At 43.2% G+C, this 26,300-nt stretch carries 16 protein-coding genes; 7 read left to right on the forward strand and 9 right to left on the reverse strand.

Features of this window, described 5'->3' with window-relative positions:
* Positions 1-772 precede the first annotated feature (772 nt).
* The gene (locus BLU80_RS15485; RefSeq protein WP_091400271.1) at positions 773-1,006 is read left to right on the forward strand and encodes a hypothetical protein; all 234 of its coding nucleotides are present in this window, start codon (positions 773-775) and stop codon (positions 1,004-1,006) included.
* A gap of 46 nt (positions 1,007-1,052) precedes the next feature.
* Here the strand turns inward: BLU80_RS15485 and BLU80_RS15490 are convergent, their stop codons facing one another.
* Entirely contained in the window at positions 1,053-2,078 is a 1,026-nt protein-coding gene (locus BLU80_RS15490) for a zinc-binding alcohol dehydrogenase family protein (protein ID WP_091400273.1), read from the reverse strand.
* 239 nt (positions 2,079-2,317) lie between these two features.
* Between BLU80_RS15490 and BLU80_RS15495 the strand changes: the two genes are divergently transcribed.
* The gene (locus tag BLU80_RS15495) at positions 2,318-3,802 is read left to right on the forward strand and encodes an alpha-L-fucosidase (RefSeq protein WP_091400276.1); all 1,485 of its coding nucleotides are present in this window, start codon (positions 2,318-2,320) and stop codon (positions 3,800-3,802) included.
* A 300-nt stretch (positions 3,803-4,102) separates the two neighbouring features.
* On the opposite strand, the gene BLU80_RS15500 is transcribed toward BLU80_RS15495, so the two are convergent.
* From BLU80_RS15500 to BLU80_RS15525, 5 genes are all read right to left on the reverse strand, one after another.
* Positions 4,103-6,355 carry a sulfatase-like hydrolase/transferase gene (locus BLU80_RS15500; RefSeq protein ID WP_091400278.1) on the reverse strand — a complete coding sequence of 751 codons (2,253 nt, stop codon included), beginning with the start codon at positions 6,353-6,355 and terminating at the stop codon, positions 4,103-4,105.
* A 210-nt stretch (positions 6,356-6,565) separates the two neighbouring features.
* The gene (locus BLU80_RS15510; RefSeq protein WP_091400390.1) at positions 6,566-8,467 is read right to left on the reverse strand and encodes a RagB/SusD family nutrient uptake outer membrane protein; all 1,902 of its coding nucleotides are present in this window, start codon (positions 8,465-8,467) and stop codon (positions 6,566-6,568) included.
* A 49-nt stretch (positions 8,468-8,516) separates the two neighbouring features.
* Positions 8,517-11,750 (reverse strand): SusC/RagA family TonB-linked outer membrane protein, encoded by a 3,234-nt coding sequence (locus tag BLU80_RS15515; RefSeq protein ID WP_091400283.1) that lies wholly within the window; start codon positions 11,748-11,750, stop codon positions 8,517-8,519.
* Positions 11,751-12,280: 530 nt separating this feature from the next.
* A complete protein-coding gene (locus BLU80_RS15520) occupies positions 12,281-13,438 on the reverse strand; it encodes a FecR family protein (protein ID WP_091400285.1) in 1,158 nt (385 codons plus the stop codon).
* 53 nt (positions 13,439-13,491) lie between these two features.
* Positions 13,492-14,028 (reverse strand): RNA polymerase sigma factor, encoded by a 537-nt coding sequence (locus BLU80_RS15525; RefSeq protein ID WP_091400287.1) that lies wholly within the window; start codon positions 14,026-14,028, stop codon positions 13,492-13,494.
* Positions 14,029-14,305: 277 nt separating this feature from the next.
* On the opposite strand from BLU80_RS15525, the gene BLU80_RS15530 reads away from it, so the two are divergent.
* Positions 14,306-15,280, forward strand: a complete 975-nt coding sequence (locus BLU80_RS15530; protein WP_091400290.1) for a helix-turn-helix transcriptional regulator — start codon at positions 14,306-14,308, stop codon at positions 15,278-15,280.
* A 14-nt stretch (positions 15,281-15,294) separates the two neighbouring features.
* Here BLU80_RS15530 and BLU80_RS15535 read toward each other — a convergent pair whose 3' ends face one another.
* Positions 15,295-15,735 carry a helix-turn-helix domain-containing protein gene (locus BLU80_RS15535; protein ID WP_091400293.1) on the reverse strand — a complete coding sequence of 147 codons (441 nt, stop codon included), beginning with the start codon at positions 15,733-15,735 and terminating at the stop codon, positions 15,295-15,297.
* Positions 15,736-15,980: 245 nt separating this feature from the next.
* On the opposite strand from BLU80_RS15535, the gene BLU80_RS15540 reads away from it, so the two are divergent.
* The 3 genes from BLU80_RS15540 (at position 15,981) to BLU80_RS15550 (ending at position 22,856) form a co-directional block, all read left to right on the forward strand.
* The gene (locus BLU80_RS15540) at positions 15,981-17,135 is read left to right on the forward strand and encodes an acyltransferase family protein (protein WP_244518966.1); all 1,155 of its coding nucleotides are present in this window, start codon (positions 15,981-15,983) and stop codon (positions 17,133-17,135) included.
* 810 nt (positions 17,136-17,945) lie between these two features.
* Positions 17,946-21,140 carry a SusC/RagA family TonB-linked outer membrane protein gene (locus BLU80_RS15545; protein WP_091400295.1) on the forward strand — a complete coding sequence of 1,065 codons (3,195 nt, stop codon included), beginning with the start codon at positions 17,946-17,948 and terminating at the stop codon, positions 21,138-21,140.
* A gap of 81 nt (positions 21,141-21,221) precedes the next feature.
* Positions 21,222-22,856, forward strand: coding sequence for a RagB/SusD family nutrient uptake outer membrane protein (locus BLU80_RS15550; protein WP_091400298.1), 1,635 nt, complete (start codon positions 21,222-21,224; stop codon positions 22,854-22,856).
* Between the two features lie 186 nt (positions 22,857-23,042).
* On the opposite strand, the gene BLU80_RS15555 is transcribed toward BLU80_RS15550, so the two are convergent.
* Entirely contained in the window at positions 23,043-23,831 is a 789-nt protein-coding gene (locus BLU80_RS15555; RefSeq protein ID WP_091400301.1) for a nitrilase family protein, read from the reverse strand.
* 198 nt (positions 23,832-24,029) lie between these two features.
* Here BLU80_RS15555 and pafA point away from each other — a divergent pair, with 198 nt between their 5' ends.
* A complete protein-coding gene (pafA, locus tag BLU80_RS15560; RefSeq protein WP_091400304.1) occupies positions 24,030-25,658 on the forward strand; it encodes an alkaline phosphatase PafA in 1,629 nt (542 codons plus the stop codon).
* Between the two features lie 146 nt (positions 25,659-25,804).
* Here the strand turns inward: pafA and BLU80_RS15565 are convergent, their stop codons facing one another.
* Positions 25,805-26,194 carry a MerC domain-containing protein gene (locus BLU80_RS15565; RefSeq protein ID WP_091400307.1) on the reverse strand — a complete coding sequence of 130 codons (390 nt, stop codon included), beginning with the start codon at positions 26,192-26,194 and terminating at the stop codon, positions 25,805-25,807.
* Positions 26,195-26,300: the final 106 nt, after the last annotated feature.

The following is a 26,300-nucleotide window of genomic DNA, read 5'->3' on the forward strand; positions in this document are numbered from 1 at the left end:
TTTTTTTTATTTTTTCTTTTCAGCCCTGTGTTCGCAACTTATTGTAAACCACTTGCTTGCAGAAGAAATTTATGATAAGAGCTGACCGATTCAGTGTTGTCTTTTCCGTTTCGGGATTGCAAAGGTAAGCGCTTTTTTTACTCTACCAAACTTATTTTAAAAGTTTTAAAAAACTATTTTTAAAACATCAATGTTTATCAGCATTACAGAAGAAAAATAATTTTATAATGGACTGCCTGCTTTTATTCCCTTTACCGGACCTGCTGTCCGGTAAAAAGAGGCAGTATTACACTCAAACCCCTACCCCGGCTGCATTTGGAGTCCAATTAGCATAGCAGGCATTAAAATTCTATAAACACAAGTGCTTAGGGCAGCGGACTGTTATTTATAGGACTGGCACCATCATTTAAATACGATACGCTATAAATAATTTCCCCCGGATAAGGGATTCCATTGAAAATACATAGCTTTGCCCTGTTTGGGTTAAATATACCAATCATATAGTCATAGCGAGTCTCGTTGCTCGACAGTCTTATGGGTAACCATACTTAAACGTTGCCGTTCCGGGGTAGGAGCTGGAACGGCTTTTTTTCTTTTCCATTGTGGCAAATCTGCCACCTTTTAACATTCAGTTTCTTCATTATAGTACACCAGGTACCGGGCCCGGCTTATCTCCTATTTAGTTTGGACAGGTATTTGGAGCAGTTAGGTAAGCCGTCCTCTTTACTGAGCGGTAGGGGAGTTTACATTTAATCACCAAAAGCCTAGAATCATGCAAAACGATCATTTTAAAGTACCATTTAATCAGGCAGGTAACACCTATACAGTCCAGGTACATACGGAACCCTCCACAGATGATGTTGACACCTATGTCTGTCAATTAAACGGGGAGAGAATTACCCAGGTTCGCAAGGATATGGGTACATGGAAACAATTATGGGGGGAGCTCAAGGAAGCAGAAGTCCAGCAAATCGGACAGGCCATAGATCAGGAGCTAGCCAGATAGGCCGGCTCCTTGTATTCAATAGGCTTATTTACTCGTATGGTTATCATTAATCCGCAGAAAAGTCTACAAATAGCTTAAATACGGCTTCAGGCTTATCAGACCACTGCTGCATGGCGCCTCTAACTTCTTCGGGTTTTAATTTCTGGGTAATTAAATCTTCTAAAGGTAGCTTTCCGGTCTCCATATAGTTCATGACGGCCCTGAAGTCTTCGGGCAGCGCATTTCGGGAGCCTCTGATATCCAGTTCTTTCTGAACAAACAGCTTGGTTGTAAAGGCGACTTCGTTTTTAGAATACCCGATATAAACGACTCTGCCGGTAAACGCCACTTCTTCAATGGCTGTCACATAAGTGGCCGGACTGCCAACGGCTTCAATAACAACATCCGGTCCCTGAGCAGCCGTAATTTTTTGCAGTGCATCATGGAGTTCGTCTTTTCCGGCATTGACCGTGTATTGAGCCCCTAATTTCCGGGCTATTGTTAATTTATGGTCATCTAAATCCACTGCTATGACCCGGGCACCTCTAAGGCTGGCCCTGATAATCGCTCCTGCGCCTATCATGCCGCATCCAATAACCAAAACAGTATCAATATCCGTCACACCACCTCTCTGAACCGCATGAAAACCAACGCTCAAAGGTTCTACTAAGGCCAGTTGCTCCCGGCTCAGCTGTTCATTCATCAAGAGCTTCTGCCAGGGTAATGCCAGATACTGCTGCATGGCACCATTACGCTGCACGCCCATGGTCTCATTATATTGACAGGCATTATATCTTCTTCTTTTACAGGATGGACACTGGCCACAGTTCGTATAAGGGTTGGCGGTTACCAACATGCCCTTTTTAATATATTCAGGGACCTGATCCCCTTTTGCAACCACTTCTGCTGATATCTCATGTCCCGGAATGACCGGATATTGAACAAGTGGATTGGCACCTCTAAAAGTACTGAGATCCGTACCGCAGATGCCTATATAATTAATTTTTACAAGCACCTCACCGGATGTAACCTCAGGGATATCGTTTTCCACTATTTCTACTTGCCCGGGTGAGGGAAATAGCACTGCCTTCATAATTTGATACAATTTTGCCAAAATTACCTAATAAAGAATTTGTTCATTGGTAAAATATTTTCAATTATTAATCAATAATTGCCATCTTGTAGCTACTATTTATTAACGGATTGTCAAACAAGCGGAACTTTGCTGAACTATCCCTAATTTTGTTATTCATAACATTTATTTACAATCCATTATTTTTCAGTGATTTAAACAATAATCGCCGGATACCGGATTAAACTTATTTGACATTAATGAGAAAACTCCTTGTTTTGGCCATATGTGGCCTGATGATGACAACTGGGTTTGGACAAAAGTACCAGCCGAACTGGCAGTCGCTTAATACGCGTAAAATGCCTGAGTGGTTTCACCAGGACAAATTTGGCATATTTATTCATTGGGGACTGTATTCTGTGCCCGCCTATGCACCTGTCCTGCCGAACAGTGGTTATAATTACGCGGAATGGTACTGGCGTCGGATCAGAAGGGATCATACCGACGGAGAGGAGCAAAATGAAGCCTCCAGGCAACTTTTCACCGATTTCCATAACAGGGTATATGGCAAGGATTTTAAATATGAGGATTTTGAGCCTATGTTTAAAGCGGAGCTGTATGACCCTAAACAATGGGCGGAGGTCTTTAAAGAGTCGGGCGCTAAATACGTGGTGCTGACCTCCAAACACCATGAGGGCTATACCCTTTGGAACAGCCCTGAAGCCGACAAAACCTGGGGGCATCCCTGGAATGCCGTAACGGGTACGCCTAAAAGGGATTTACTTGGAGATCTCTCAAAGGCAGTAAGGGCCGAAGGATTAAAAATGGGTTACTACTACTCCTTATATGAATGGTTTAACCCTTTGTGGTTAACCAACAAACAAAAATATGTGACCCAGCATATGATTCCCCAGTTAAAGGATCTGGTTAATAAATATAAACCGTCCATCATCTTCGCGGATGGTGAATGGTCTTTACCGGATACTGCCTGGCACAGTCTTCAATTCTTATCCTGGCTAGTTAACAGCTCTCCTGTAAAGGATGAAGTAGTGGTGGACGACCGCTGGGGCAGTAATACCAGGAGTATGAATCACGGGGCCATGTATACCACTTCCGAATATGGAAGTGGTATGGATAAAAGCATTATCTGGGAACAATGTGAGGGCATCGGCCACTCCTTTGGTTATAACCGCAATGAGCAATTAGCAGATTATAAATCAGCAAAAGACCTGATACTCATGCTCGTGGATATTGTTTCCCGTGGTGGCAACCTCTTACTGGATATCGGCCCGACAGCCGATGGCAGAATCCCTGTCATCATGCAGCAAAGACTTCAGCAAATGGGTGCCTGGTTAAAAATAAACGGTGAGGCGATTTATGGCACGGAAGCCTTTGATCACCCTTATCAGTGGAGTGAAGGTATCGTGCCCGGTCAAAAAGAAGGCAATTATATGAATGGCTACAGCACGACAGAATTAACCAGACCTAAAAAAGATACGGCCCATATCGAAGCATTTTTCACGACCAAAGGCAAGGACTTATATTGCACGCTGCCGGCGTACCAGCCTCAGCTCTTATTAAAGGGCGTTAAAGCGCCTAAGAGCGGTACAGCCCTGTTATTAGGAACAGATATTCAGGTTCCGGTCAGCCAGAAGGGCAAGGACTGCATGATTAACTTAAACGGCTTAAAGGCCGATCAGTTAACGGGTAAGATATTCACCTTAAAACTTTCCGGCTCAAGGTAGGCAGTAAATAGCTTTTTATGTTAACTAGTGCGGGGTGTAATTGGAAATTATTTGCCAATTACACCCCGCACTAGTTAAGCGCCTCTCTCTGCCTCTCTGCCCGCAATCATTACGAGACTTATGAAGTTTAGGCATTTTAAATGCGTCATATTTTGAAGGACCCGAACATAGACATGGTTATATCCGCCTATTCTAAGTCCGGGTGCCCCCAAATATATACCGTCAACTATGCCATAACCTGACGTCCGCCACAAAAGATGGTTGGCTTATTTATAAACATCTGATAAGTATAGGTTTGTCTTACTTCAAATAAAAAAGATCTGTCTTTTTGAGGGGTCGCCTCGAAAACTCAGGGCCACTCCAGGACAACTGCAGCGCAGCGGTTGACTTATTTGCACCAGCGCTTTGATCAGCCTGTGAGGCGTCCTGTTTTATAAAAAGATGCAAAGGATGCAACCCCGCTTTTAAAAACACGGAGGCTACTTTATCTGATACTCCCTGATACCCAAAATCATCGTCAATTAGCTGCATGTCATGCAGGCGCATAAAGCAGGGGGATGCGGTTTTCAGATAAAACGTATAACGCCCATCCCTGGGCACACTTATATATCCATCTAAGGCTAGAATACCGGCCTGCCTTAACTTTTTTTGATCCGTACCCGGCAGCTCTCTAGTTGTGAGATCTGCAGGGGAACATACCCCCTTTTCAGCAGGCTGCAGGGTGCTGGTTTGCGGGATCCATGAATAAGCACCCTTAAAAAACTTCCAGCTAAGCCCGCTTAGGAGTTCCCCCTTTTTCACCTCCTTTAATTGAGCAACCGCAGGCACCAGCGCACTGTCATAAGGTCTCTTGGCCCACTTTTCAGGCCTTCTTACCTGCAAGACCCGTGCTTTAAAATAATCCTGCAGTTCAGCTATCGTCCTGACCGGTTCTGTCAAAGGAGCATTCATATTGATCTTTACCGTTTTTTCGGGTTGACTGGCCAGATTTACACGCTCTCCGGGATCAGTTACCACATTATATATTTCAAAATCATCGCCGGCTGATTGAATATTGTAGCGGACTGCGACAAAACTATCCAGCCGCATCAACTGCATCTGGTCACGTAAACGGTTTCTATGCCCCGGTGCAAACTCTTTAAACCCTGGCGTATTACCATGGAAGTAATATTCATTATAAATCAGACTAACCAGCTGCTTTTTTGGATGCCCGGTCAACTCCGCCAGCAAGGAGCGACCGTCCATCCTTTCTGGAGGTACCGACCCGGCAGCCTGAATAAAAGTAGGCGCCCAGTCATAGGAGACGCTCGGACTGGAAATAACCTGTCCGGCAGGTATATGACCGGGCCAGGCGGCGATGACCGGCATTCTGACCCCTCCTTCCCAGTTATCTCTTTTGATCCCGTCAAAAGGGCCATAACTGGCAAAGAAAGTGGGTTTTACATGAGCGTACCCCTTAGGCAGATAATCTTCTATGGAAGGGCCATTATCGGAAGTAAAGACCACGATGGTATTGTCATCGATTTTTAAGTCCTTCAAAAGCGCCATCAGGTCTCCGACGCAGTAATCAATCCTTCTATTGGACATGGCATAACGCTTATAAGTATCCGGCCAGGACACCTGGGGTGTGGAAGGGTCATTGTCATCATCATAGGTGGCGTTTGCGTAGTCTGGATGCATATAACTGTCTGGAGTGCCGGTGGCTGTGTTGATCATATGCCCCGGGCGCCCCAGCCATTGAAGCCCGCCTTTAAGCCCCTGACCTTGAGGATAGGCCTCTGTAGGCAGCTCCAGGACAGCATGAGGTGTCTCAAAAGCCAGATACATAAAAAACGGTTTGTCTTTTTGGACACTTTTTTCATATTGTGTAATCCATTTTTTGGCATAAGCTGTCCACAGATCCGGGGTATAACATTTATCTAATTCAGCAGTGATGTTTTTCCCTTCATCCCAGACTTCTATTGGGGTATGCTCCGGAAAATAAAGCGCCTCCTTGGGATAGTGTTCATGGCCATCCATGTGCCGCATATAGCCAAAAAACTGATCAAACCCACGATTCGTTGGTCTTGCGTTCCAGTCATTGCCGTTAACATCCCAGGGGGTAGCACCCTGCAGACCCCATTTACCGATGGCAACGGTCTGGTAACCCAGTGATTTGAGCGTGGATGCCATTGTGTAATTACTATCGATAGCCCGGTCAAATTCATTGTCTCTAACATTGGCATGCCCCTGGCTGACACCCAGCATCAGGGAGGCTCTGGAGGGCGCACAAACCGGCGCTGCCGAATATTGATCCGTAAGCATGGCACCGCTTTTTGCCAGCTGGTCCAAATAAGGCGACCGCTCAAAAGGCTTGCCTTCTTTTTCTCTTTGGTGCTGAAAGAACACCCCTACATCTCCATATCCCTGGTCGTCTGTCAGGATGAAAATAATATTGGGCTGTTTGGATTTAATGGTTTGTGCATATAGGCTTTTCGGTGCCGGCATAACCGCCGCAAGACTTATTAAGCCCAGAGTGGAAACAAGTTGTTTGCGGCCAAAAGTTCGGTTCATATAAATTAATTTAAATTTTCAGGAGACATATAATGGCTGAATACTCCATTTACAGGTCCCTGTTTCAATCAAAAAAACAGGGGGCGGCCTACTTCAGTTATCAGTTTCGGCAGCCCCCAGTACATTTATTGCTGTTACCTTTAAGTAAGCAGTCTTTATTTTATCCCATAAAAGAAAGGCCGTTTAAATGGCCTTCCCAAAAATCATTCATTAATCCCAGCCTGGATTTTGGTCCAGTGCCGGATTTAAAGCGATTTCATTGGTAGGTACCTGGTAAAGGTAATATTTATCCAACCAGCCTTTGCCAGATTTAACAGGATCGTTAAACAGGAAGCGGTAGCCCTGTGTCATACCCGTGTTATCGGCCTGGGAAGTACTCGTGTTCAGCAGGCTTCCTGTAATCTCGGATTTATTGATCCACATACCATAATCCTGCCGGTTGACATACCAGGCTGCTTTATCCCATCTTCTGATATCATCAAAACCAAATCCTTCTCCCATCAGTTCAATCATACGCTCTCTTCTGATTTCCCAAAGAATCGGATCGATGGACTGATCTCTGGCCGGATCAAAATCTGCTCCAATGGAGGCCAGCGTCATATGGGCTACAGACGCCCTGTCACGCAGTTTATTAATAGTCTCATCGGCAATGGCCTGTGTAAACTGACCCATTTCCCACATACACTCCGCATAATTCAGTAATACTTCATCTATTTTAAAGATGGGTTTATCGGAGGTATTTAAGGCTGAATTATTAAAACTGGTCTCCCATTGATCATAATATTTCCAGACATAATAACCGGACCGGCAGGATACAAAGGCTTTCGTGGCACTGGAAGTTCCATCTGCAAAGTTAGGTACAGCACCCAGCACGGTAGCTGACCAGTTTTGAGAAGGCAGGCGTTTCATGCCGATACCAGGATTGGAGCAGCTGAGGTTGGGGCCCATGATATCAATATATTCTCTGTCCCCAGGATCTGAGGTATAGGACCAGCCGGGGGCATCCCCCGGCGTACTGCTGACCCGAAAAGGGGGCATTACGGTCTGATAAAGCCTGGGATCTCTGTTTCTAAAAGTAGCATAAGGTGTTTTATCGCCTGCATACTGCGTATTGGCAGCATTATGTATAGGTAACCCGTTTTTAGTCAGATACATGTCCACGGTATGCTGAGGCATCTCTACATTATGCGAGGAGGTATGCTCTATATAGGAGGAATTGCAATAATAATTGGTATTGGCAAAATACTCCTTATATAAAATCACTCCGGGAATTCCATCCAGGCTTTCAGTTGTCCACATCTCCCCATATCCGGAGGCAGGAGAACCGTCAGTGCCTGTATAGAGCGTAGGATACAGGGCCATTAATTGCTTGGAGGCGCTGGCACATTCCTGCAAATAGTTGTTATAATCTCCTAAATTATGATATTTTCTCCAGGTGGCTTCTCTTAATGTAAATCTGGATATCACCGCCAGAATACAGTTTTTATTGATGGTATTGGCACCATCCTGAGCGGAAAAATCACCAATATTTTCCTCTGCCCATTTCAGACGGGCCAAAATGGAATCGGTTACCACAAGTCTGTCGACTCTTGGGCCATAAGCCTGCTCAGAGGAAGTTCCAAGGGTCGTATTCACCCAAGGCACATTGCCAAAATGGTTGACAAGTTCCATATACCAGTAACAATAAAAGAAATAACCAACTGCTTTCCAGTGATTGCGCTCTTCAACCGAAAGACTGCCATCACCGATATGGTCCAGCATAATATTGATTCTCCTGATATAACTAAAATTCCAGCCATTCCCGGAAACCGCATCTTCTATTGTCTGCCAGGCATACGGGTTTTGCTGACTGGTGCCTTTAAAGGTGAGGTAGTTGGCATAATAATCTCCCCGGTACTGTGCATTTTGAGGGAAGCCATTGGTTACAGAAGTGAGGATCGTTGCATCGGTAAACATGCCGTAACATGGATACAAATAGGATTTAAAATTATCATAAGTCTGGAAAGCCGTGCTTTCCGTAGGTGAGGTGATCGGATATTTCTCTAAATAATCTTTAGAGCAGGACCCCATTATGACCAGCACCAGGGCTAAAACTAAACATATATTTTTCATCTGTTTCATTGTATTTTTCTTTAATAACTATGACCGGATAACGGCTCCGCTAAAGGGTTATATTCAGACCAAAAGAAATTGTCTTGTAAAATGGATAAGACCAGGTCAGAGACTCAGGATCAAATCCCTTAGGCAAAGAAGTAAATGTGGCCAGATTTTCTACATCCACAAAGAATCTAAGTGAAGTAATCTGTGCCTTTTTGAGCAGCTCCTGCGGAACGGAATAAGAAAGGGTAATATTCTTTACGCGTAAGTAAGAAGCATTCTGCAGGTATTTATCCGATACCCTGGTATTGGATCCGACATTTTCCATCTGACCGTAGATTCTGTAGTATTTAGCATTGGGATTCTCGGCCACCATATAATCTGCACTGGAGGGATCCGTGCTTTTTGGTTTCCAGTAATCTGTTTCGTTATAATATAAAGGCTGGAATACAGCATCCGTTGCACCTGATCCGGCAAAAGGAAAGAGCGCCTGCCCGGAAATCCAATAATCTCTTTTGCCGATTCCCTGAAGGATTACATTTACATCAAATCCTTTATAATTCAGTCCGAAGTTAGCCCCGTATTGGTATTTAGGCATGGAATTACCGATCACTTTTCTGTCTCCCGGATTTTCAAGTGTACTTAACCCTGCATCAATCTGATTGGTACTGTTGGCATCATCCATCAGGTTTTTAAACTTAACATCTCCTGGTTTTACATTATATCCTTTAATGGAAGTAACCCCATCTTTGAGCGTCCAGTTATTAATATCAGAGAAATCATTTACGCTGTAATAACCATCCGCCACATATCCCCAGATCTCACCCCATTTTTCACCGACATAGTAATCACTGAGTAATCCGGAAGTATTCGTGTTGTACTTGGTAATCCAGGAACTACTGTTGTAAAGATTGAGTCCAAGCCGGTAGCTCAGCTGACCGATCTTGTCATGCCAGTTTAAAGAAAGCTCAAAGCCGCGGGTACGCATGTCAGCTGTATTCTGCAATGGAGCAGAGGCGCCTACCACTGCAGGCAAGGGAGAGCCGGCTGAAAGCATATTTTTAGTATCTCGCTGGTACCAGTCCACCACTCCGGATAATTTGTTTTTAAAGAGCCCGAAATCCAGACCTACATCAGCAGAGGTCACCGTCTCCCAGGTAAAATTATCACTCACCAGGGCTGGTGTACCGATGACCGTTACCCGGTCCTGGTTGGCGGCCCACACATTAGACTTAGCGACTTCCATTGTAGGAGAATAGGCGTATGGGTCAATATTTTGGTTGCCGATCGAACCATAGGAAGCACGTAATTTTAACTCGTTGATGGTGCCCCGCAGATTTTCCATAAATCCTTCTTTAGCAATCTGCCAACCTGCGGATACGGATGGAAAAAAGCCGTACCGGTGGTTTTCAGGGAACTTACTGGATCCGTCATAACGACCGTTGAATTCCAGTAAATACCTGTCTTTATAACTGTAATTGACCCGGTAAAACAAACTTCTTAAAGAATATTCGCTGTACTCATCATAATCGGTAACGGTTCCCGTAGCTCCGGAGAAGGAAGGGATGGAGAGTAAGGCCTGACCCTCTGCATTGTTACTGATAAACTCGTAATAACTAGACTCCTGCGCAGCACCGCCCATTACCTTGAGATGATGCTCCCCAAAGTCTTTTCTGTAGGTCAGATAGGCATTAAATGAGTTATAATCCGTATAATAACGGGACTTATAATAATAATCTGTTGCAGGAACGGTGGTTGCAGCCATTTGAATGGTGCTGTAGGTCCACTGACCAGAATAATAGGAAGACTCGTTATCTGTTTTATTATAAGTATATTCAAAGACACCTTCCAGATTCTTCATGGGTTTTAAGATGGACTTGAAGGACAGGCTGGGTGTATTGGTGATTAAGGTACTTGGATTGGAATATAAAATTTTATTCTTAGGGGTAAAAATCGGAACATCCACGTCACTGTTTAACATTAAAGAGGCCGGCATATCTCCTTCCGGATAATAGGAAACCAGTCTTAAACTGTAAAGGCCGCCTGATTCATCTGTTGGTAATTGTTTGGTAGACTGCGCATATTTAATACTCAACTCCTGGGTAAACCACTTAGTCACGTCCGCTGAGACATAGGAAGTGGCCGACAGACGTTTATAGAAATCCTTTTTGGTGATTAAAGGTCCATTTTCAGAATTATATCCGCCGGACATTCTATACCTCACCCTGTCCGTACCACCTGATACCGAGATATTATGGGATTGCAGAAAACCGTTGGTTAAAAAGCTGTTCCAGAGATTTTTATCATGCAGATAATAAATATCATTATCCGGATCAATGTAAATGCCATCTCCGATCAGATTAAAACTGGCGGGATCCTTCTTATAGGCTTTATAATAATCCAGCCATTTAGAAACACTCTGAGAGTTAGCCCAGTATTTATCACTGAGCCCCGCATCCAGATAAGCGGTCAGGTAATCCTCCAAGGAGGCCTGCTCCGGTGTTCCTATCGCTTTTTCTGAGCCAAAGTTATTGTTGTAGTTTACCTGAAAAGGAGCATTGGCGCCGGGATGTTTTGTAGTAATCAGAATGACGCCGCCGGCCGCACGGGCACCATAGATGGCAGAAGAGGCCGCGTCCTTCAGTACGGTTACGGTTTCTATATCCTGCGGATTCAAAGAGCCTAAATCACCCGGCACATTGTCTATTAAGACCAGCGGATTACCTCCGTTAATGGATAAAGGACCGCGGATATTTAAAGAGTTGCTGTTCTGACCCGGAGTAGAAGACCTGGTAATCTGCAAGCCCGGAATGGCCCCCTGAAGGGCACTGGTTGTATTGATTACCGGACGGTCCCCCAATACATCTTCCATTTTAATCTGGGAGACGGAGCCGGTCAGGTTTTCTTTTTTCTGCTGACCATATCCCACCACAACTACGTCATTGAGGTTATTGGCCAGACTCACCATGGTAATTAACATGGAGGTCATTTTACCAGTTTCCAGTATACTACCGCTTAATGTCTGGGCCTGATAACCGATACTGCTGAAATTAAAATTATACCTGCCGGGTTTTAAGCCCTCAATTTTGAATTTACCGAGACTATCGGTAATCACATGGGCCACAGCCTGGTTATTTTGTTCAGCTTCGACGGTAACGCCACTTAGTGGGACACCAGCACCATTATTGACAATCCCTGTGGCTCCTGTTCGACCTCCCTGTCCGTAGACCGAACCGGCCCACAGGGTGAGTAGCAGTAGACAAAGGCTGCATAACTGTTGTTTTAAACTTTTCGACATAGTTATAGTGATTAATATTTATTAGTAATACGCTTAGAAAACCCCCATCCCGTAATCATTGTTGATATTTTTTTAACACAAATGCTGAAAAACAAAAATATATCTAAACATGCCAATAATTTACCAAGTTATCAATTATATACACATTATGATAATATAATTATTTATGATTTTATATTTTATTCTGTTAGCAAACTGGCTATTTCCATCAAAAACACGCTTTTCTTCGTCTTTAAAATGTCTGACATTACTTATTGATTCCTCTGTTTTTTGACGCATTTATATACAAAAACATGTATAACATATTGAAAGGCAAACCATAAAAATTCCCCAGGGCAAATACAAAGCACTGTACACAAAAAAAGCCCAGATTTATTTTGGGCACTTCGCACAGAACATGTTCAGCATTTACCGAAAACTTGTATAAGTCATCATCGATTTATTTTTGCAAACATAAAAAATAGTCTACTAATTTAGTAGACTTAATAATTATTTTTTTTCATTTTATATTTTTATGTCAATGCCTGCCTTTATTGCAGGATATACTTATGATTGAGGGTATCGGCTGAAAGCTTCAGATCATTCATGGCAGCTATATCTGATAAAACTTTTTCAATAGGGGTGTGATCATTTACCGTCCCGATAAACTTTATATTATCCACTTTGTTGGTTGGATAGGCAATCTTGACACTGCGTTTTTCTGCCAATAGGTCCAGTACCCTAGCCAGGCGGACATCATTGAACACGATAGCTGTGTTGCTTTGCGTGATGGCAAGTTTCGTGGAGGTGCCAGCGCGGTGAATACTTTCAGTCGCGACCGCTACAACATCTGTATTTAAATGATTGTTGCTTGCAGCAGCTGCGCTGCCAGCAATCGTCGGATGATCAATTTCAGTAAACTGCCCCTCTACCCTGCTATAGGCAATCTGATTGCCGGGCAATAAATAATAATCTTTCCCATCCGCCGCTTTTTTATCCGTGGAACGTACCAGAATCTTCCCCTCCAGGAGCGTCACGGCAATCTTTTTACTGTTCATCTGCTCCTTTACTTTAAAGACGGTTCCAAGGGCTGTTGTTGCTACCTCTCTGCAATACACCGTAAAGGGCCTGGCAGCATCTTTATGCACTTTAAAGATACCTTCTCCTGTAAGATATATATCACGCCGGGTGCCGTTCAGGTCTTTTAAATATTTAATGCGGCTTCCAGGCGATAATTGAACTTCCGACAAATCCGGCAGAAAATAGGTTTTGACAATACTTGATTTATTGTCCTGAATGGTATATAAGGAACTGATCGGCGTGGGGCGGTGCGTTAATTCTACAGCCGGTCCTTTCAGATAGGGCAACAGAAAATATCCTGATAACCCAATAAGCAGACAAACACCGGCAGCTACCGCCACTCTGTTTAACTTCACCCCCCTTAAAATGGAACGACCTCCATACTTAATCTTATTTTCTGCTGGTGGAAGTTCCAGTGGTTCTTTCGGTAATTTTGTCCCCAGCTTTTCTAAAAAATTGTCTGCGCCAGCTTCATTAAAAGATATATCGGTTTCAAAGTGGTCCCACTCAGACTGGTCAAAAAACTGGTCCATCTGTTCAGGATGCTCCTGAAAAAATGTCTTCAGCTCTTGTTTTTCCTTTTCAGAACAAGCCCCATTAAAGTATTTTTCAATCAGTTCTTTTACCACAGAATCCTACATCAATTAATAATAGAGTAATAATTATTCGTGTCCTGTTTTTATCAGGTTATTTTCACCAGTCCTTTAATATAACGCAGCGCGAGTTGTATATGTTTATCAACCGTCTTTACAGAAATAGATAAGGCTTCAGAAATCTCCTTATGACTGAGGGCTTCTTCCCGGCTTAACTTAAAGACTTTTTGCCTGACCGGCGGTAGTTGCTTTACCGCCTGGTTAATGATTTGCCGGGTATCTTTTTCATCCAATACGTCATAGCCGCTACTAATATGCGTATTAAATATATTATCCACTACTTTATATTGTTCTAATTGTTCTTTACTGCGTCCTTCTCTGCGAAGTTCGTCAATCATCAGGGTTTTGGCGATCTGAAAGATCTGCGTGGAAAGCTTTAAATCCGTATTCAGATTTTCCCTGTAACGCCATAATTTAATAAAGGTCAGTTGCGTAATTTCATTAGCCAGATAAGCAGATTGGGTCTTGTGATACAGAAATCCATAGAGTTTGCCGCTGTATCCATAAAACACTTCATTAAAAGCAAGGTTGTCGCCAGCCTTTATTTTCACCAGAAGGGTATCCATTATAGAAATGTTTTTTAAAATAATTGATTCGAGAAACCTGGGCTCTCATAAAACGGAGTCAATTTAACAAATATTAACCGAATAAAACAAATATTCTCTACACAAAGGTTTGCGCCAATTGCCTCCCAATTCGCTTCTGTTACGGGTAAGCCCTCTGCCACCCTCCTTCGGATACATTGATAATTAATATTTTATGTGTATCTTAGCTGCAGATTTACAGACCTTCAGGTATTACTCCTGTGAAGAGGTCCAACCAGAACCAAAAAATGAGTAGATTATGTCTTTTAAGAAGAACCAAAGCTTTTATCTGATTAACCAGTTAATCCAGAACAGGAAAACGGTCAGTTCCTTTGAAATCCAACAAAAACTGTCTGATTACGATCTGCCCAGTTCAGAAAGGACCGTCCAAAGACTGATATCGGATCTTAAGGATATGGGACTGGAGTTAGCCTATAATCCCCAGACCCGTAAATATGATTTTAATGCCATGGACAGTACAGATCAAACCAAACTGTTGGCACTCATGGTCACTGCGGATTTTATGCAATCAGTCGCAGCCTTTCCAACCAATACCTTGCAATACATTGATTTTGATGACCGGTTAGTTGCCAAAGGCGCTCATTTTTTACCGGATTTATTTTTAGCCATCCAGCAGCGAAAATGGATTGAGATTGTTTATCAGCGTTATGAGACAGAAACGCCAAAAACGCACAGACTGGCTCCCTTATTTTTGAAAGAATTTAATTACAGGTGGTACCTGCTGGCAGCGGTCAAAAATGGTCATACGGATGAAAAGAAAATGCCGCTACTCTTTGGACTCGACAGAATCCAGCAGCTGACCCTCACGGGCCAGAAATTCAATAAAAACCTATTTCAATCCCTTTCTGAGTACACGCCCTGGTCTAAAGGTTCCATTAAAAAGCCTATGGACCTCTTTGATGATGTCATCGGTGTCCGGTTTACAAACGAAGCAGTTCAGCAGGTTAAATTGAAATTCAGCCCTGAACAAGCGCCTTTCGTTCAAAGTCAGCCCTGGCACTCCACACAGATGATACTGGCAAATACCGAAGAGGAATTTACCATTGAAATATGCGTACGCCCCAATGACGATCTCATGACGATGATCCTGGCACAGCACGGGAATGTCGAAGTACTGGAACCCTTGAGTTTGCGGGAAAAAGTCCAAAGCCTGCTGCAAAAGAGCCTGGAAAAGTATAAAACTCACAAAAAGCCTATAAAAAAGAAAAAATAAAGACTATTAAAGGCCTAAGCGAAGCCCGTTTCATGGGGCCTTTTATGGGTTATAATCTCCTTGCTGATGATGCCATTTTGAGCGAGAATCTCTTTTAACAGATTTATCTGCTCATAGGCGAGTTCCAGGGCACGCAGATAACCATCTGCACAGATTACGGCCATCGGCCCCGTTAACAATGAAGGATTCCCGGCATCCATGCCCTTTTGGGTAAAGGCAATGGGATCAGGTCCTTCCAGACGTAAGATTTCTGCTAAAGAAAGTCCATATACATTGCAGAATGTGGCAAGGGTTGCAAGGGAAACGGACTTATGTTTTCCACCCTCTATTTTGCTAAGTGTTGCATGAGACAGGTTCATTTTTTCCCCCAAACCGGCTAAGCTGGTTTCATGGTAAGCACGCAGGCTGCGCATATTATGGCCCACGCTTTTGAGCAAAGCATCGATATCAATCATATGACAGGTTTTAATACCATGAAGTTACGAAAAAGGAGCAATCAAAGTCCGGGGTAGAAAAAAAACAGCGGCAGCACCTTTGTTCAAATCCCCTCTTTTTTGACGCGCCACCTGTCACATCATCTCATTTTTTAAGCAATTTGTCTCAATTGGCCCCTTTAAGGGCTCAGGTCCTCCCTATTTGTTATTGTAATCGCTATTATTGTAGGACAAACCTACCAGATTTTAAAAAAGTACAACAGACAATGGCTATAAACACCATGGCAAAAGAAGCCGCGGTAGACAACAGCACGGTTAAAAGCGCAGCCCCGGCAAATGTTCTATTGACGACCAGAACACATTACATGGCTTTAGATGGCCTACGCGGCATCGCTGCCGTCGCAGTAGTGATCTTTCATTTCATGGAGTTTATTATTCCGGACTACGCGGACAGCTTTATCGGGCATGCCTATCTGGCTGTAGATTTCTTTTTTTGTCTGTCCGGATTTGTGGTAGCCTACGCCTACGACAACAGAATTAAAAAACTGGGGAAAGCAGCATTCTTTAAAATGAGGCTGATCCGCTTACAGCCCATGGTGGTTATCGGTGCTTTTATAGGTCTTTTAACCTTCCTATTGGATCCCTTTCATCATTTCTATGCCCAATATGGATGTAAGGATACTGCCGTTATGTTTTTAAGTGCCGCCTTTATGATTCCTCATCCAGCCATGCCAGAGCGTTACAACAATTTATTTTATTTTAATCCACCTACCTGGTCGCTATTCTGGGAGTATATTGCCAATATCTGTTACGCAGTCATCTTATTCAAAATACATAAGAAAATCCTGATACCTTTAACCATCCTTGCCGCCTGCATCCTTGTGTATACAGCCCATCAGTTTGGCAACCTCAGCATCGGATGGGGAGCAGAGAACTGGATTGGAGGAGCAGCCAGGCTGTTTTACTCGTTTTTAGCCGGAATCCTCGTTTATAGAAGTAAATGGCTGATTCAAAATAAATTAGGCTTTCTTGGGATGGGTGCATTGCTAGCCATTGCCTTTCTGATTCCCTATGTGGATCGTATCAACTGGATTACCGAGCCCATTATCGTAATTTTTTACTTCCCCCTATTAGTGGCTTTGGGAGCCGGCGTCCGGATCAATAAAAGCGTTCAGCCCGCCTGTAAATTCCTGGGGGATATCTCCTACCCACTCTATATGGTGCACTACCCCTTTCTCTGGGTTTTTCTAAGTTACCTGGAAACACAAAAACCATCCATGGGACAGCTCTATGTGCAGATCCCTGTCATCACTTGTCTTTTGATCGGCTTTGCCTACATCATGGCTAAATTCATCGATGAACCGGTTCGCAAATATCTGAAAGGAAGATGGCAAAAAGGTATTAAAGCAACAAGATCTTAATGAATCAGTCCGTACATTTTATAACAACTAACTAATTAGTCAATTACTTTAAATAGCATGGCACCATTTATCAGGTAGCCAGGCGCCTCATGAACAAACCTATTAAAGTCGTACCATCTGGTGTTGCCGAAGGCTTTGTAGTTTACTGGTAATAGCGACTCCAGAAAAAAGAGTTCGCAAAGCATGCTGATATACTTTCATAAGTAAACAAACTAACCATTGAAAACAATGTAGCATGCTCATGGCGGCAATTGTCCTTGCAACCGACGGCGGCATTACCAACGACATTTTCAAAACAACCTTTCTTGTCGAACAAAAGCATTAAAAAACCGGAAGCTTATTGCATCCCAAGGGATGAAGCAAAGTGAACACTATGATTGGTATAAAATTTTATACCCATGAATATGTTTAACATATCGCAAGATCAAGCAGCATTTAAATACAAAGATTCACCTCCAATACGGATCGATTTTAATTGAATTTATTCATAACCTGCCACCTGTTTTCTGAACAAATCATGCAAAAATTGTATAAACTGAAAATAATTCATAAAATCCATTTTTATTTCATTCTATAATGATAATTAATATATAATTATCTAAAAGAGTGAATTGTAACAATTTATAATTAAAACAAGTTTTTAAAATTAAAAATAAATTTTAATTATTTGGTAAGCAAATTTTGTCAATCGTTTGCGTAACAACCCTGATTTTGAAATTATTCGTTAAGAGCTGTCCTATATTTGGCTATAACAATGTTAATATCTTTCTATTTTTTAGAGAACATCTCCTCAAACAAAATTTCGAATTCATGAAAAAATCTCAGCGTGTTTTGTTATTTGACAAAACCAAAGGAGCCTTCAGGTACGGAGTCAGCCTTATGGCCATTTCTGCTTTGATGCTACCTTGCGGATCTTTATGGGCGGCAGCAACACCAGAAGTAAGCCCAAATAATCATCAAACAACCCAACAGGAAATCACGATTACAGGTTTTGTAAAAGACCAGAATGGTTTGCCGCTGCAAGGTGCATCCGTGCTGGTTAAAGGCACCCATAAAGGCACCCTTACAGGCTCGTCCGGAGAATTTACTATTAAGGTACCCGGTGAACAGTCCGTCCTCGTTATCAGCTCTGTTGGTAAAAAAACCCAGGAAATCACAGTCGGCTCTCAGACCTCCGTTACCATTCAGTTAGAAGAAGGAGCAGGTAATCTGGATCAGGTCGTTGTTGTGGCATTTGGTAAACAACAAAAAAATCTGATAACCTCTTCCATTGCCGTTGTTGACAATAAAGCAATGCAGGACCGGCCGGTCAGCAACCTGACTTCTGCACTTCAGGGACAGGTCCCCGGATTAAATATCGTTTCCAACTCAGGGCAACCAGGAGCGACGCCGACTATTAATATCAGAGGTGTTGGTTCCTTAAATAGTGAGACCAACCCCTTGGTTATAATCGATGGTATCCCCGGGTCTCTGTCCATGATCAATCCAAGTGATGTATCCTCAGTTTCAGTCTTAAAGGACGCATCTGCCTCCTCTCTATATGGAGCCAGAGCGGCCAATGGAGTAATCCTGATTACGACAAAACACGCAAAAGTAGGCAAAGCGAATATTAATTACTCCGGTTATGTTGGTGTTCAAAACCCGACTGAACTTTTCCAGGAAGCGAATGCCTATAATTATGCCAATGCATACAACACGGCACTTATGATGGATGCCATCAATCGCAATAAGCCAGATCTGGATCCTTCCAAAAAAGTATTTACGGAGGATGAACTCAACGCTTGGAAATCTGGACAGGTTCCTTCCACCGACTGGCGCGATGCGCTGTTTAGTCAAAACGGTGTAACCCAGTCTCACAACTTAAACATTTCTGGAGGACTGTCCAATGACAATATAGCTATCAGAAACAATTTATCAATGGGCTATTTTCAAGAAAAAGGCAATATCGTACATACCAATTACGACCGTGTTACCCTCAGAGATAACGCCGGGATTGACCTCGGGAATTTTGGTATTGATTTAGGCCTCGCCCTTACTTACACCAATCAAAAGGCGCCCACCTCAGCGGCCGTAGGGGACTTATATGCCATCACCAGCGCCATTAACCGTCAACGCCCTGTAGATCTGATTAAAGATGAAAATGGTGACTGGGTAATTACCGCTACCAATGACACACGTAATCCGGTACGACAGGCGGAAGAGGGTGGATTAGATCAAAAGAAAATATATAATGTCATTGCCAATATCAAATTACATTACGATTTGACAAAAGATCTGGTTATAAACTTTACCAATAGTGCCAATTATTTAAGCACGGATAGAGACCAATTTAAAAATACGCTTGAATGGTCAAATGGGACAACAACCGGTCCCAACTCTTCCACCAAAGAGTCATACAGCACCATGCATTATATGCAACAGCTGGATCTGAATTTCGATAAACATTATGGAGACCATCACATAAAAGCGATTATCGGAGGTCAACAGGAGTATGAAAAGTACAAATACCTGAGTGCCTATCGCCGGGATTTTGTCAATAACAGTTCGGGGAGTCTACAATTAGGCAGCTCTGATGGCCAGAACAACAGTAGTGTCGACTGGGACTGGGGACTGATCGGAGCATTTGCCAGGATTAATTATGATTACAAAAGCAAATACCTGTTGGAACTTAATGCCAGAGAGGATGGGTCTTCCAGACTTACGCCGAATGCTCACTGGGACTTTTTCCCATCAGCTTCAGCAGGCTGGCGCATTTCCCAGGAAGATTTCTTTCAGCCTATGCGCCATATATTCTCTGAGTTAAAGCTTCGCGGAAGTTACGGCGTACTTGGAAACCAGAATATCGTTGGTGCTGTATCAGATGATAATAACGCCAAATACTATCCCTATCAGGCAATAGTAGGTGCCACCACCGACCCGGCTTATTGGGGTCAGTTATATTATGTATTTGGCGGTAACATTATTACGCCGATGAGTGTAGTGCAAGATCCTAATAATACTTTTACATGGGAAAGAACTTCTATCACGGATATCGCACTGGAGGGATCTATGCTTAATAATGCACTGAACTTTTCAGTGGGCTATTATAACAAAACAACCAGGGGCATGCTCATGACAAAAACAGTATCCGCTGTCAACGGTGCTAAAAATTACGTCGCTAACATCGGCAAGATGAGTAATGCAGGTATCGAAATTTCCCTGGGCCTGAATAAAATCAACCCGGAAGGCATCAGTTACAGTCTGAATGGGAATGTCAGCCATGCGGTAAACAAACTTTTGGACCTGGGTGGAGAACAACTTGCTCCAACCTCAACTAGGGCTCAAGTCGTAGGGCACCCTAATAACGCATACTATCTGTATCAGGCAGATGGCCTTATTACCAAGGAAGATTTCCAGGACCCAAATTTCACCCTGCTAACCGGTCAGACCTATGGCGACCAGAAGATCGTAGACAGAAACCAGGATGGTAAAATTGACAACGCCGACAGAATACTGATTGATAAGACATCGACCCCTACCTGGCTTTATGGTCTGAATTTCGATGTATCCTACCATAATGTTGGTATTGCAGGCATGGTACAAGGTGCGGCAGGTGGATGGTTATATCTGGGCTCCAGCACCGGTTACGGATTTAGTAGTGGCTACGGTATAACCGACTGGACCATTGAAAACTCTTATGATCCAATCAATGCACCAGACAATTACAACACACGCTTACCAAGAGTGTCAGTCAGTAATTCCATTAACTCAACTTATCCATCCACTACCTATTTATTTAATGCATCCTATGTACGGTTAAAAAACCTGAGAGTATATTATAGCCTGCCTGTCAACTTTATCAAGAAAGCCAGTATGACCAGCGCCAGAATATATGTTTCAGGACAAAATTTATATACCTGGTCTAAGTTACCGCGCGCCTTAGGAATCGACCCGGAAATCAGCAGCCCGACTGCAGGATATCCTTTATTAAAAACATATTCCTTTGGGATCGACGTGACTTTTTAATCAGTTAATATAAATTCATTCTTGCTCAATGGAATATCAATGATATAACCCAATGATGCAAAAACAAAAAATAACATTTCAATGAAAAAGATAATAGTAGCACTGGCCACGCTGGCATCACTACAGCTTGCCTCTTGCGTTAAGCTGGAAAGACAGCCCACAGACGGTTATTCCACTGACCAGTATTTCACCAATAAGCAAGCCGCATTAGATAACCTGGCCTCTGTTTATCAGCTGACCAAAATGAGTGGTTTTTTTGAGGACGGCAATAGTATCCTTCTTGACGATATCACAGATAACGCCTATTGTCCGTTTACCAATCAGCTAACCTCATTTATTGCGCTGGGAACAGCAACGCCTTCCTTAACGGGAAAATATGTGGATCTTTATAGAGGCTATTTTAGTTATGAAGGCATCAAGACAGCCAACTATTTTTTAGAGAACATCGACAAGGTATCAACCATTTCTGATGAAGATAAAAAAGAGCTTAAGGCGGAAGCCAGGTTCCTAAGGGCCTTCAACTATGCCAGAAAAATGATGTTTTTTGGCGGGGTGCCGATTGTAACAAAAGTGCTGAGCTACGGAGAGGAAAATTCATATCCTAGAAATACAGAAAAAGAAGTGACGGACTTTGTAGATTCTGAACTAGAGAGCATTGCACCTGATTTACCCATTACCAGAGAAGACGCAGACTATGGCCGGGTCACCAGAGGTGCCGCTTTGGCCTTAAAAGCAAGAGTCGATTTGTTTGTGGGTAATTATAGCGGAGCTGAAAAAGCAGCCAAAGACGTTATTGATCTGGGTATATACGGCCTTTATGACAACTATGAAGGGCTATTCTGGGAGAAAAATCAAACGGACCCGAATAGAAACAAAGAAGTCATTCTGGAAGTCACCTATAAAGCGCCTACCTGGGCTTCCTGGATCGATGCCCTTTATACCGTAGAGGAAGGTGGCTGGAATTCTGTCAACCCGACACAAAGCCTGGTGGATGCCTACGAAACAAAAAATGGCAAGTCCATCATGGACGATCCAACCTATAATCCAGACAAACCATATGAAAACCGCGACCCTCGCTTCTACGCCTCGATTATCTATCCTGGCGAGACCTGGAACGGGCGTATTTTTAACAGTCTTGAACCGGTAGGACCTGATGAGTACTACAATTCCTCCAAAGGCAACCGTAGCCGTACCGGATATTGCCTGCGTAAGTATTGTGCTCCGCTGGTAGACCTTCCCAATGGCGATCCAGCCGATGGACAGGGCCTTAGTTTTATCGTATTCAGATATCCTGAAGTATTGCTGACCTACGCGGAGGCACTGATCGAGCAGAACAAAGATCTGCCTACAGCAGCAGCTATGATTAATGAGGTGCGTAAAAGGGTAAATATGCCTGCCGTGACCGAAAGCAGTCAAGCAGGCCTTAGAGCCAGGGTCCGTAATGAACGCAGAGTAGAATTCGCATTTGAAGGCCTTAGGTGGTATGATATGAAACGGTGGAAGATAGCCGCTGAGGTCATGAATGGTCCGGTCTATGGCGTGCGTCCTGGTAAAGTAAACATGACTACCGGGGTCGTTACTTTCTCCAGTCCAAACCATATCACGGTTGGAGCTGACAGAGTTTTTAATCCCGACAGAGATTATTATTTCCCAATACCTCAGGAAACGCTGGATGCCAGTGATGCCTTAAAAGGCCATCAAAACCCTAATTGGTAATCATCAGAAAACTTTTCACCTACTTTGCTGTTAACATTCAAATAGCAACAAAAGAAGGAACAAGTAAGAAGATAAAGAATCTAAGACCAAACAAGGCCGTCTCCTTATTTATGGGGAGACGGCCTTGTTATTGAAAATTCAATGATTTCAATAAACGTATTTTCATTATTTCCTCCAGGAGGTTCATTATTTAATCAGGAAACTATCCGCATCCCCTAAAAACGGGAACTGATCTCTTATTTGATGCAAATTTTCTTTCTTCAGCGTGATCGTCTGGATTTCTTCTCTGTCCTCTGCATCATACAGTGGATTACCTAACGGATCCAAAACCGTGGAACCTCCTTTATAAACAATATTATTGCCATCCACCCCCACCCGGTTTACAGCTGCCACATAACACATATTTTCTATGGCCCTTGCTTTAAGCAATGTGGACCACGTGCTTTGTCTTTTTTCAGGCCAGTTGGCGACGTTAATCAATAAATCATATTCAGGGGCTGCTCCTTGCATTTGCTGACGGGCCCACACGGGAAACCTTAAATCATAACATATCTGTAGATTAATTTTCCAGCCTTTTACACTGGCAATGAGTCTTTTGCCTCCGGCCGAATATTTAGCCCCCTCCCCTCCGTAAGCAAAAAGATGCCTTTTGTCATAGGTACCAATCTCTCCATTTGGCATCATCCAGACCAGGCGGTTGTAAAAATCCTCTCCCTCTCTGATGACAAGGCTGCCTCCGATGATTACATTTTTATCGGCGGCCAGATCCCGCATCCAGCTTACCGTCGGACCGTCCATGGTTTCTGCGACCTTCACCGGCTCCGAGGTAAACCCGGTGTTAAACATCTCAGGAAGCAGTATAATCTCCGTAGCAGAGGCAATGCCTTCTATTTTTTCCGTCAGCATCTGGATATTTTCCTGTTTTTTCTTCCAGAAAACTTTGGTCTGTACTAAGGATAAGGTGATAGAGGACATATTCCAATTTATTTTAAATGGTCATAGATTAATTGCAGGAGCGCTATCGCCTTTGGGGCGCCCGGTTCCTTTGCCATATCCAAGTTAAACAAAATATCGCATTTCGCTAAATTAATTATTTGGTAATACCTTATCTTAGCCATTCCATTTAACTTTCAACCAATTTTACCACATTTCAGAAACAAAGACAAAGTTATTATGAAGAAACTCGCTTTATTTTCTTTACTGCTAGCCGGATTTTTCACTGGCTCTGCCCAGCTGGAAAGGCCCAAATTAGTCGTGGGCATCGTTGTAGATCAGATGCGCTGGGATTACCTGTACCGCTATTATGACTTGTATTCAGATGGCGGATTCAAAAGAATGCTTAGTGAAGGCTATAGCTGTGGCAATACTTTCATTAATTACCTGCCTTCCTATACTGCGGTAGGCCATACTTCCATTTTCACAGGGTCTGTTCCTGCCATTCATGGTATTGCAGGTAATAGCTGGATCATAACCAAAACGGGTAAATCCACCTATTGTACGGATGACTCTACCGTGCAAACGGTAGGCGCCGGCGGAGATGCCGGAAAAATGTCTCCCAGAAATTTATTAGCAACGACGATTACCGATGAGTTAAGGCTTGCTACCAATTTTCAGGGAAAAGTAGTGGGCGTTTCTTTAAAAGACCGGGCTTCCATATTGCCAGCCGGTCATAACCCGACAGGCGCATACTGGCTAGATGATCCATCCGGTCATTTTATTACCAGTACCTATTATAAAAATGAATTACCAGGCTGGGTATCCAGCTTTAACCAACAACAGCTTCCTGAAAAGCTGATGAGCGGACAGTGGAAAACCTTACTTCCCATTGATGAATATACGCAAAGTACAAAGGACGACGCTCCGTGGGAGGGACTGCTGCCTGCCGCCAAAAGCCCCGTATTTCCTTATGACTTAAAAGCAGCCTATGCGAAAGATAAAGAATCACTCAGGGAGACACCTTTCGGCAATACGCTGACCCTGAAATTCGCGGAGGCGGCCGTTGCGGGAGAAGCCTTAGGTCAGGATAACGTAACTGACTTTTTAACCATCAACTGTGCCTCTACCGATTATTCCGGTCACCTGGTAGGCCCCAATGCAATTGAAGTAGAAGATGTCTACCTGCGCCTGGATAAAGACCTATCAGAATTTTTCACTTATCTGGACAAAAAAGTAGGGAAAGGCAATTACCTGGTGTTCCTTAGCGCCGACCATGGGGCTGCCCATGCCCAGGGATTTATGGAACATAGTAAAATGCCCACCGGTTTTATTACCAGTCTGCGCAGCGGTTTAAATAAAGACCTGCAGCAAAAATTTGGTGTGGAGAATTTAGCCACCAGCTTTTCCAATGAACAGGTACATTTTAATCAGGCGCTCACTGAAGCGCATAACATCGACATGGATGCGCTGAAAAAGGAAACGATTGATTACCTACACCTTCAACCAGAAATCTCTTTTGTGATGGATGCCGCTAACCCCGGCCGTTCCGGTGTTCCTGAAAAAATAAAAGAAATGATTGTCAATGGCTACAATAAGGAAAGAAGTGGCGCCATTAAAATCGTGTATAACTCGGGATTTTTAGATAGTCATTATAAAACAGGAACCACCCACGGTAGCTGGTACACGTATGATACGCATATTCCACTGATTTTTATGGGCTGGAAAATACCACATGGCGAGACTAATAAAACGCTTCATATGACAGATATCGCTCCGACTATTGCAGCTTTATTACATATTCAGATGCCAAGCGGGTGTATAGGCGACCCCATCACCTCAATTACGGACCAGATTAATGGAAAATAAAAAGGGCTGATTTTTAATACGCAGGCATAGAATTATTAAAAAGAAGGCTCCAACTGCTTCAAATTCAATCTTAGAGGTTAAATTTGAAGCAGTTGGAGCCTTTTAGCATTCCGTATATCAGGATCCCGGCTACTGGCATAAAAGCCTCATTCTATGGTCGTTGTATTGGGATGCCCGGCAGCCCGGCATAACCTGAAATTATAGTAATGCCCCCAGACAATAAAGGTAACGGCCGGAATCAGTAAAATGATGGAGTAATCATGCCATATCTCCTTGGCAAATAAAAATAAAATGCCCACTGAAAATAAAATAATGGGTACAAAACTACGGTGATGCTTACGGTAGCCATGGGATAATGCATAGGCCCCTACGGCAAATGCAAGAAAAATCATAAAATATTCAAATCCTTTGTTCTCGATAATATTTATACCAAAGACAGGCAATGAAGTCATGATTAACGGCAAAAGGGCACAGTGTATAGCACAGGCCAGCGAAGCCCCTATCCCCATTGCATCCCAGTTGATTTTAAAGCCCATTTATTCATACAATTTGTGCAAAGATACAACTTTGCAACAAAGTTGCAAAACAATGTTAAGCCATAGACAAATCATCCGGCAAGCCGCTCCGTTTATCGTACCTTTG

This window comes from Arachidicoccus rhizosphaerae (assembly GCF_900107765.1).
Taxonomy (GTDB): Bacteria; Bacteroidota; Bacteroidia; order Chitinophagales; family Chitinophagaceae; genus Arachidicoccus; species Arachidicoccus rhizosphaerae.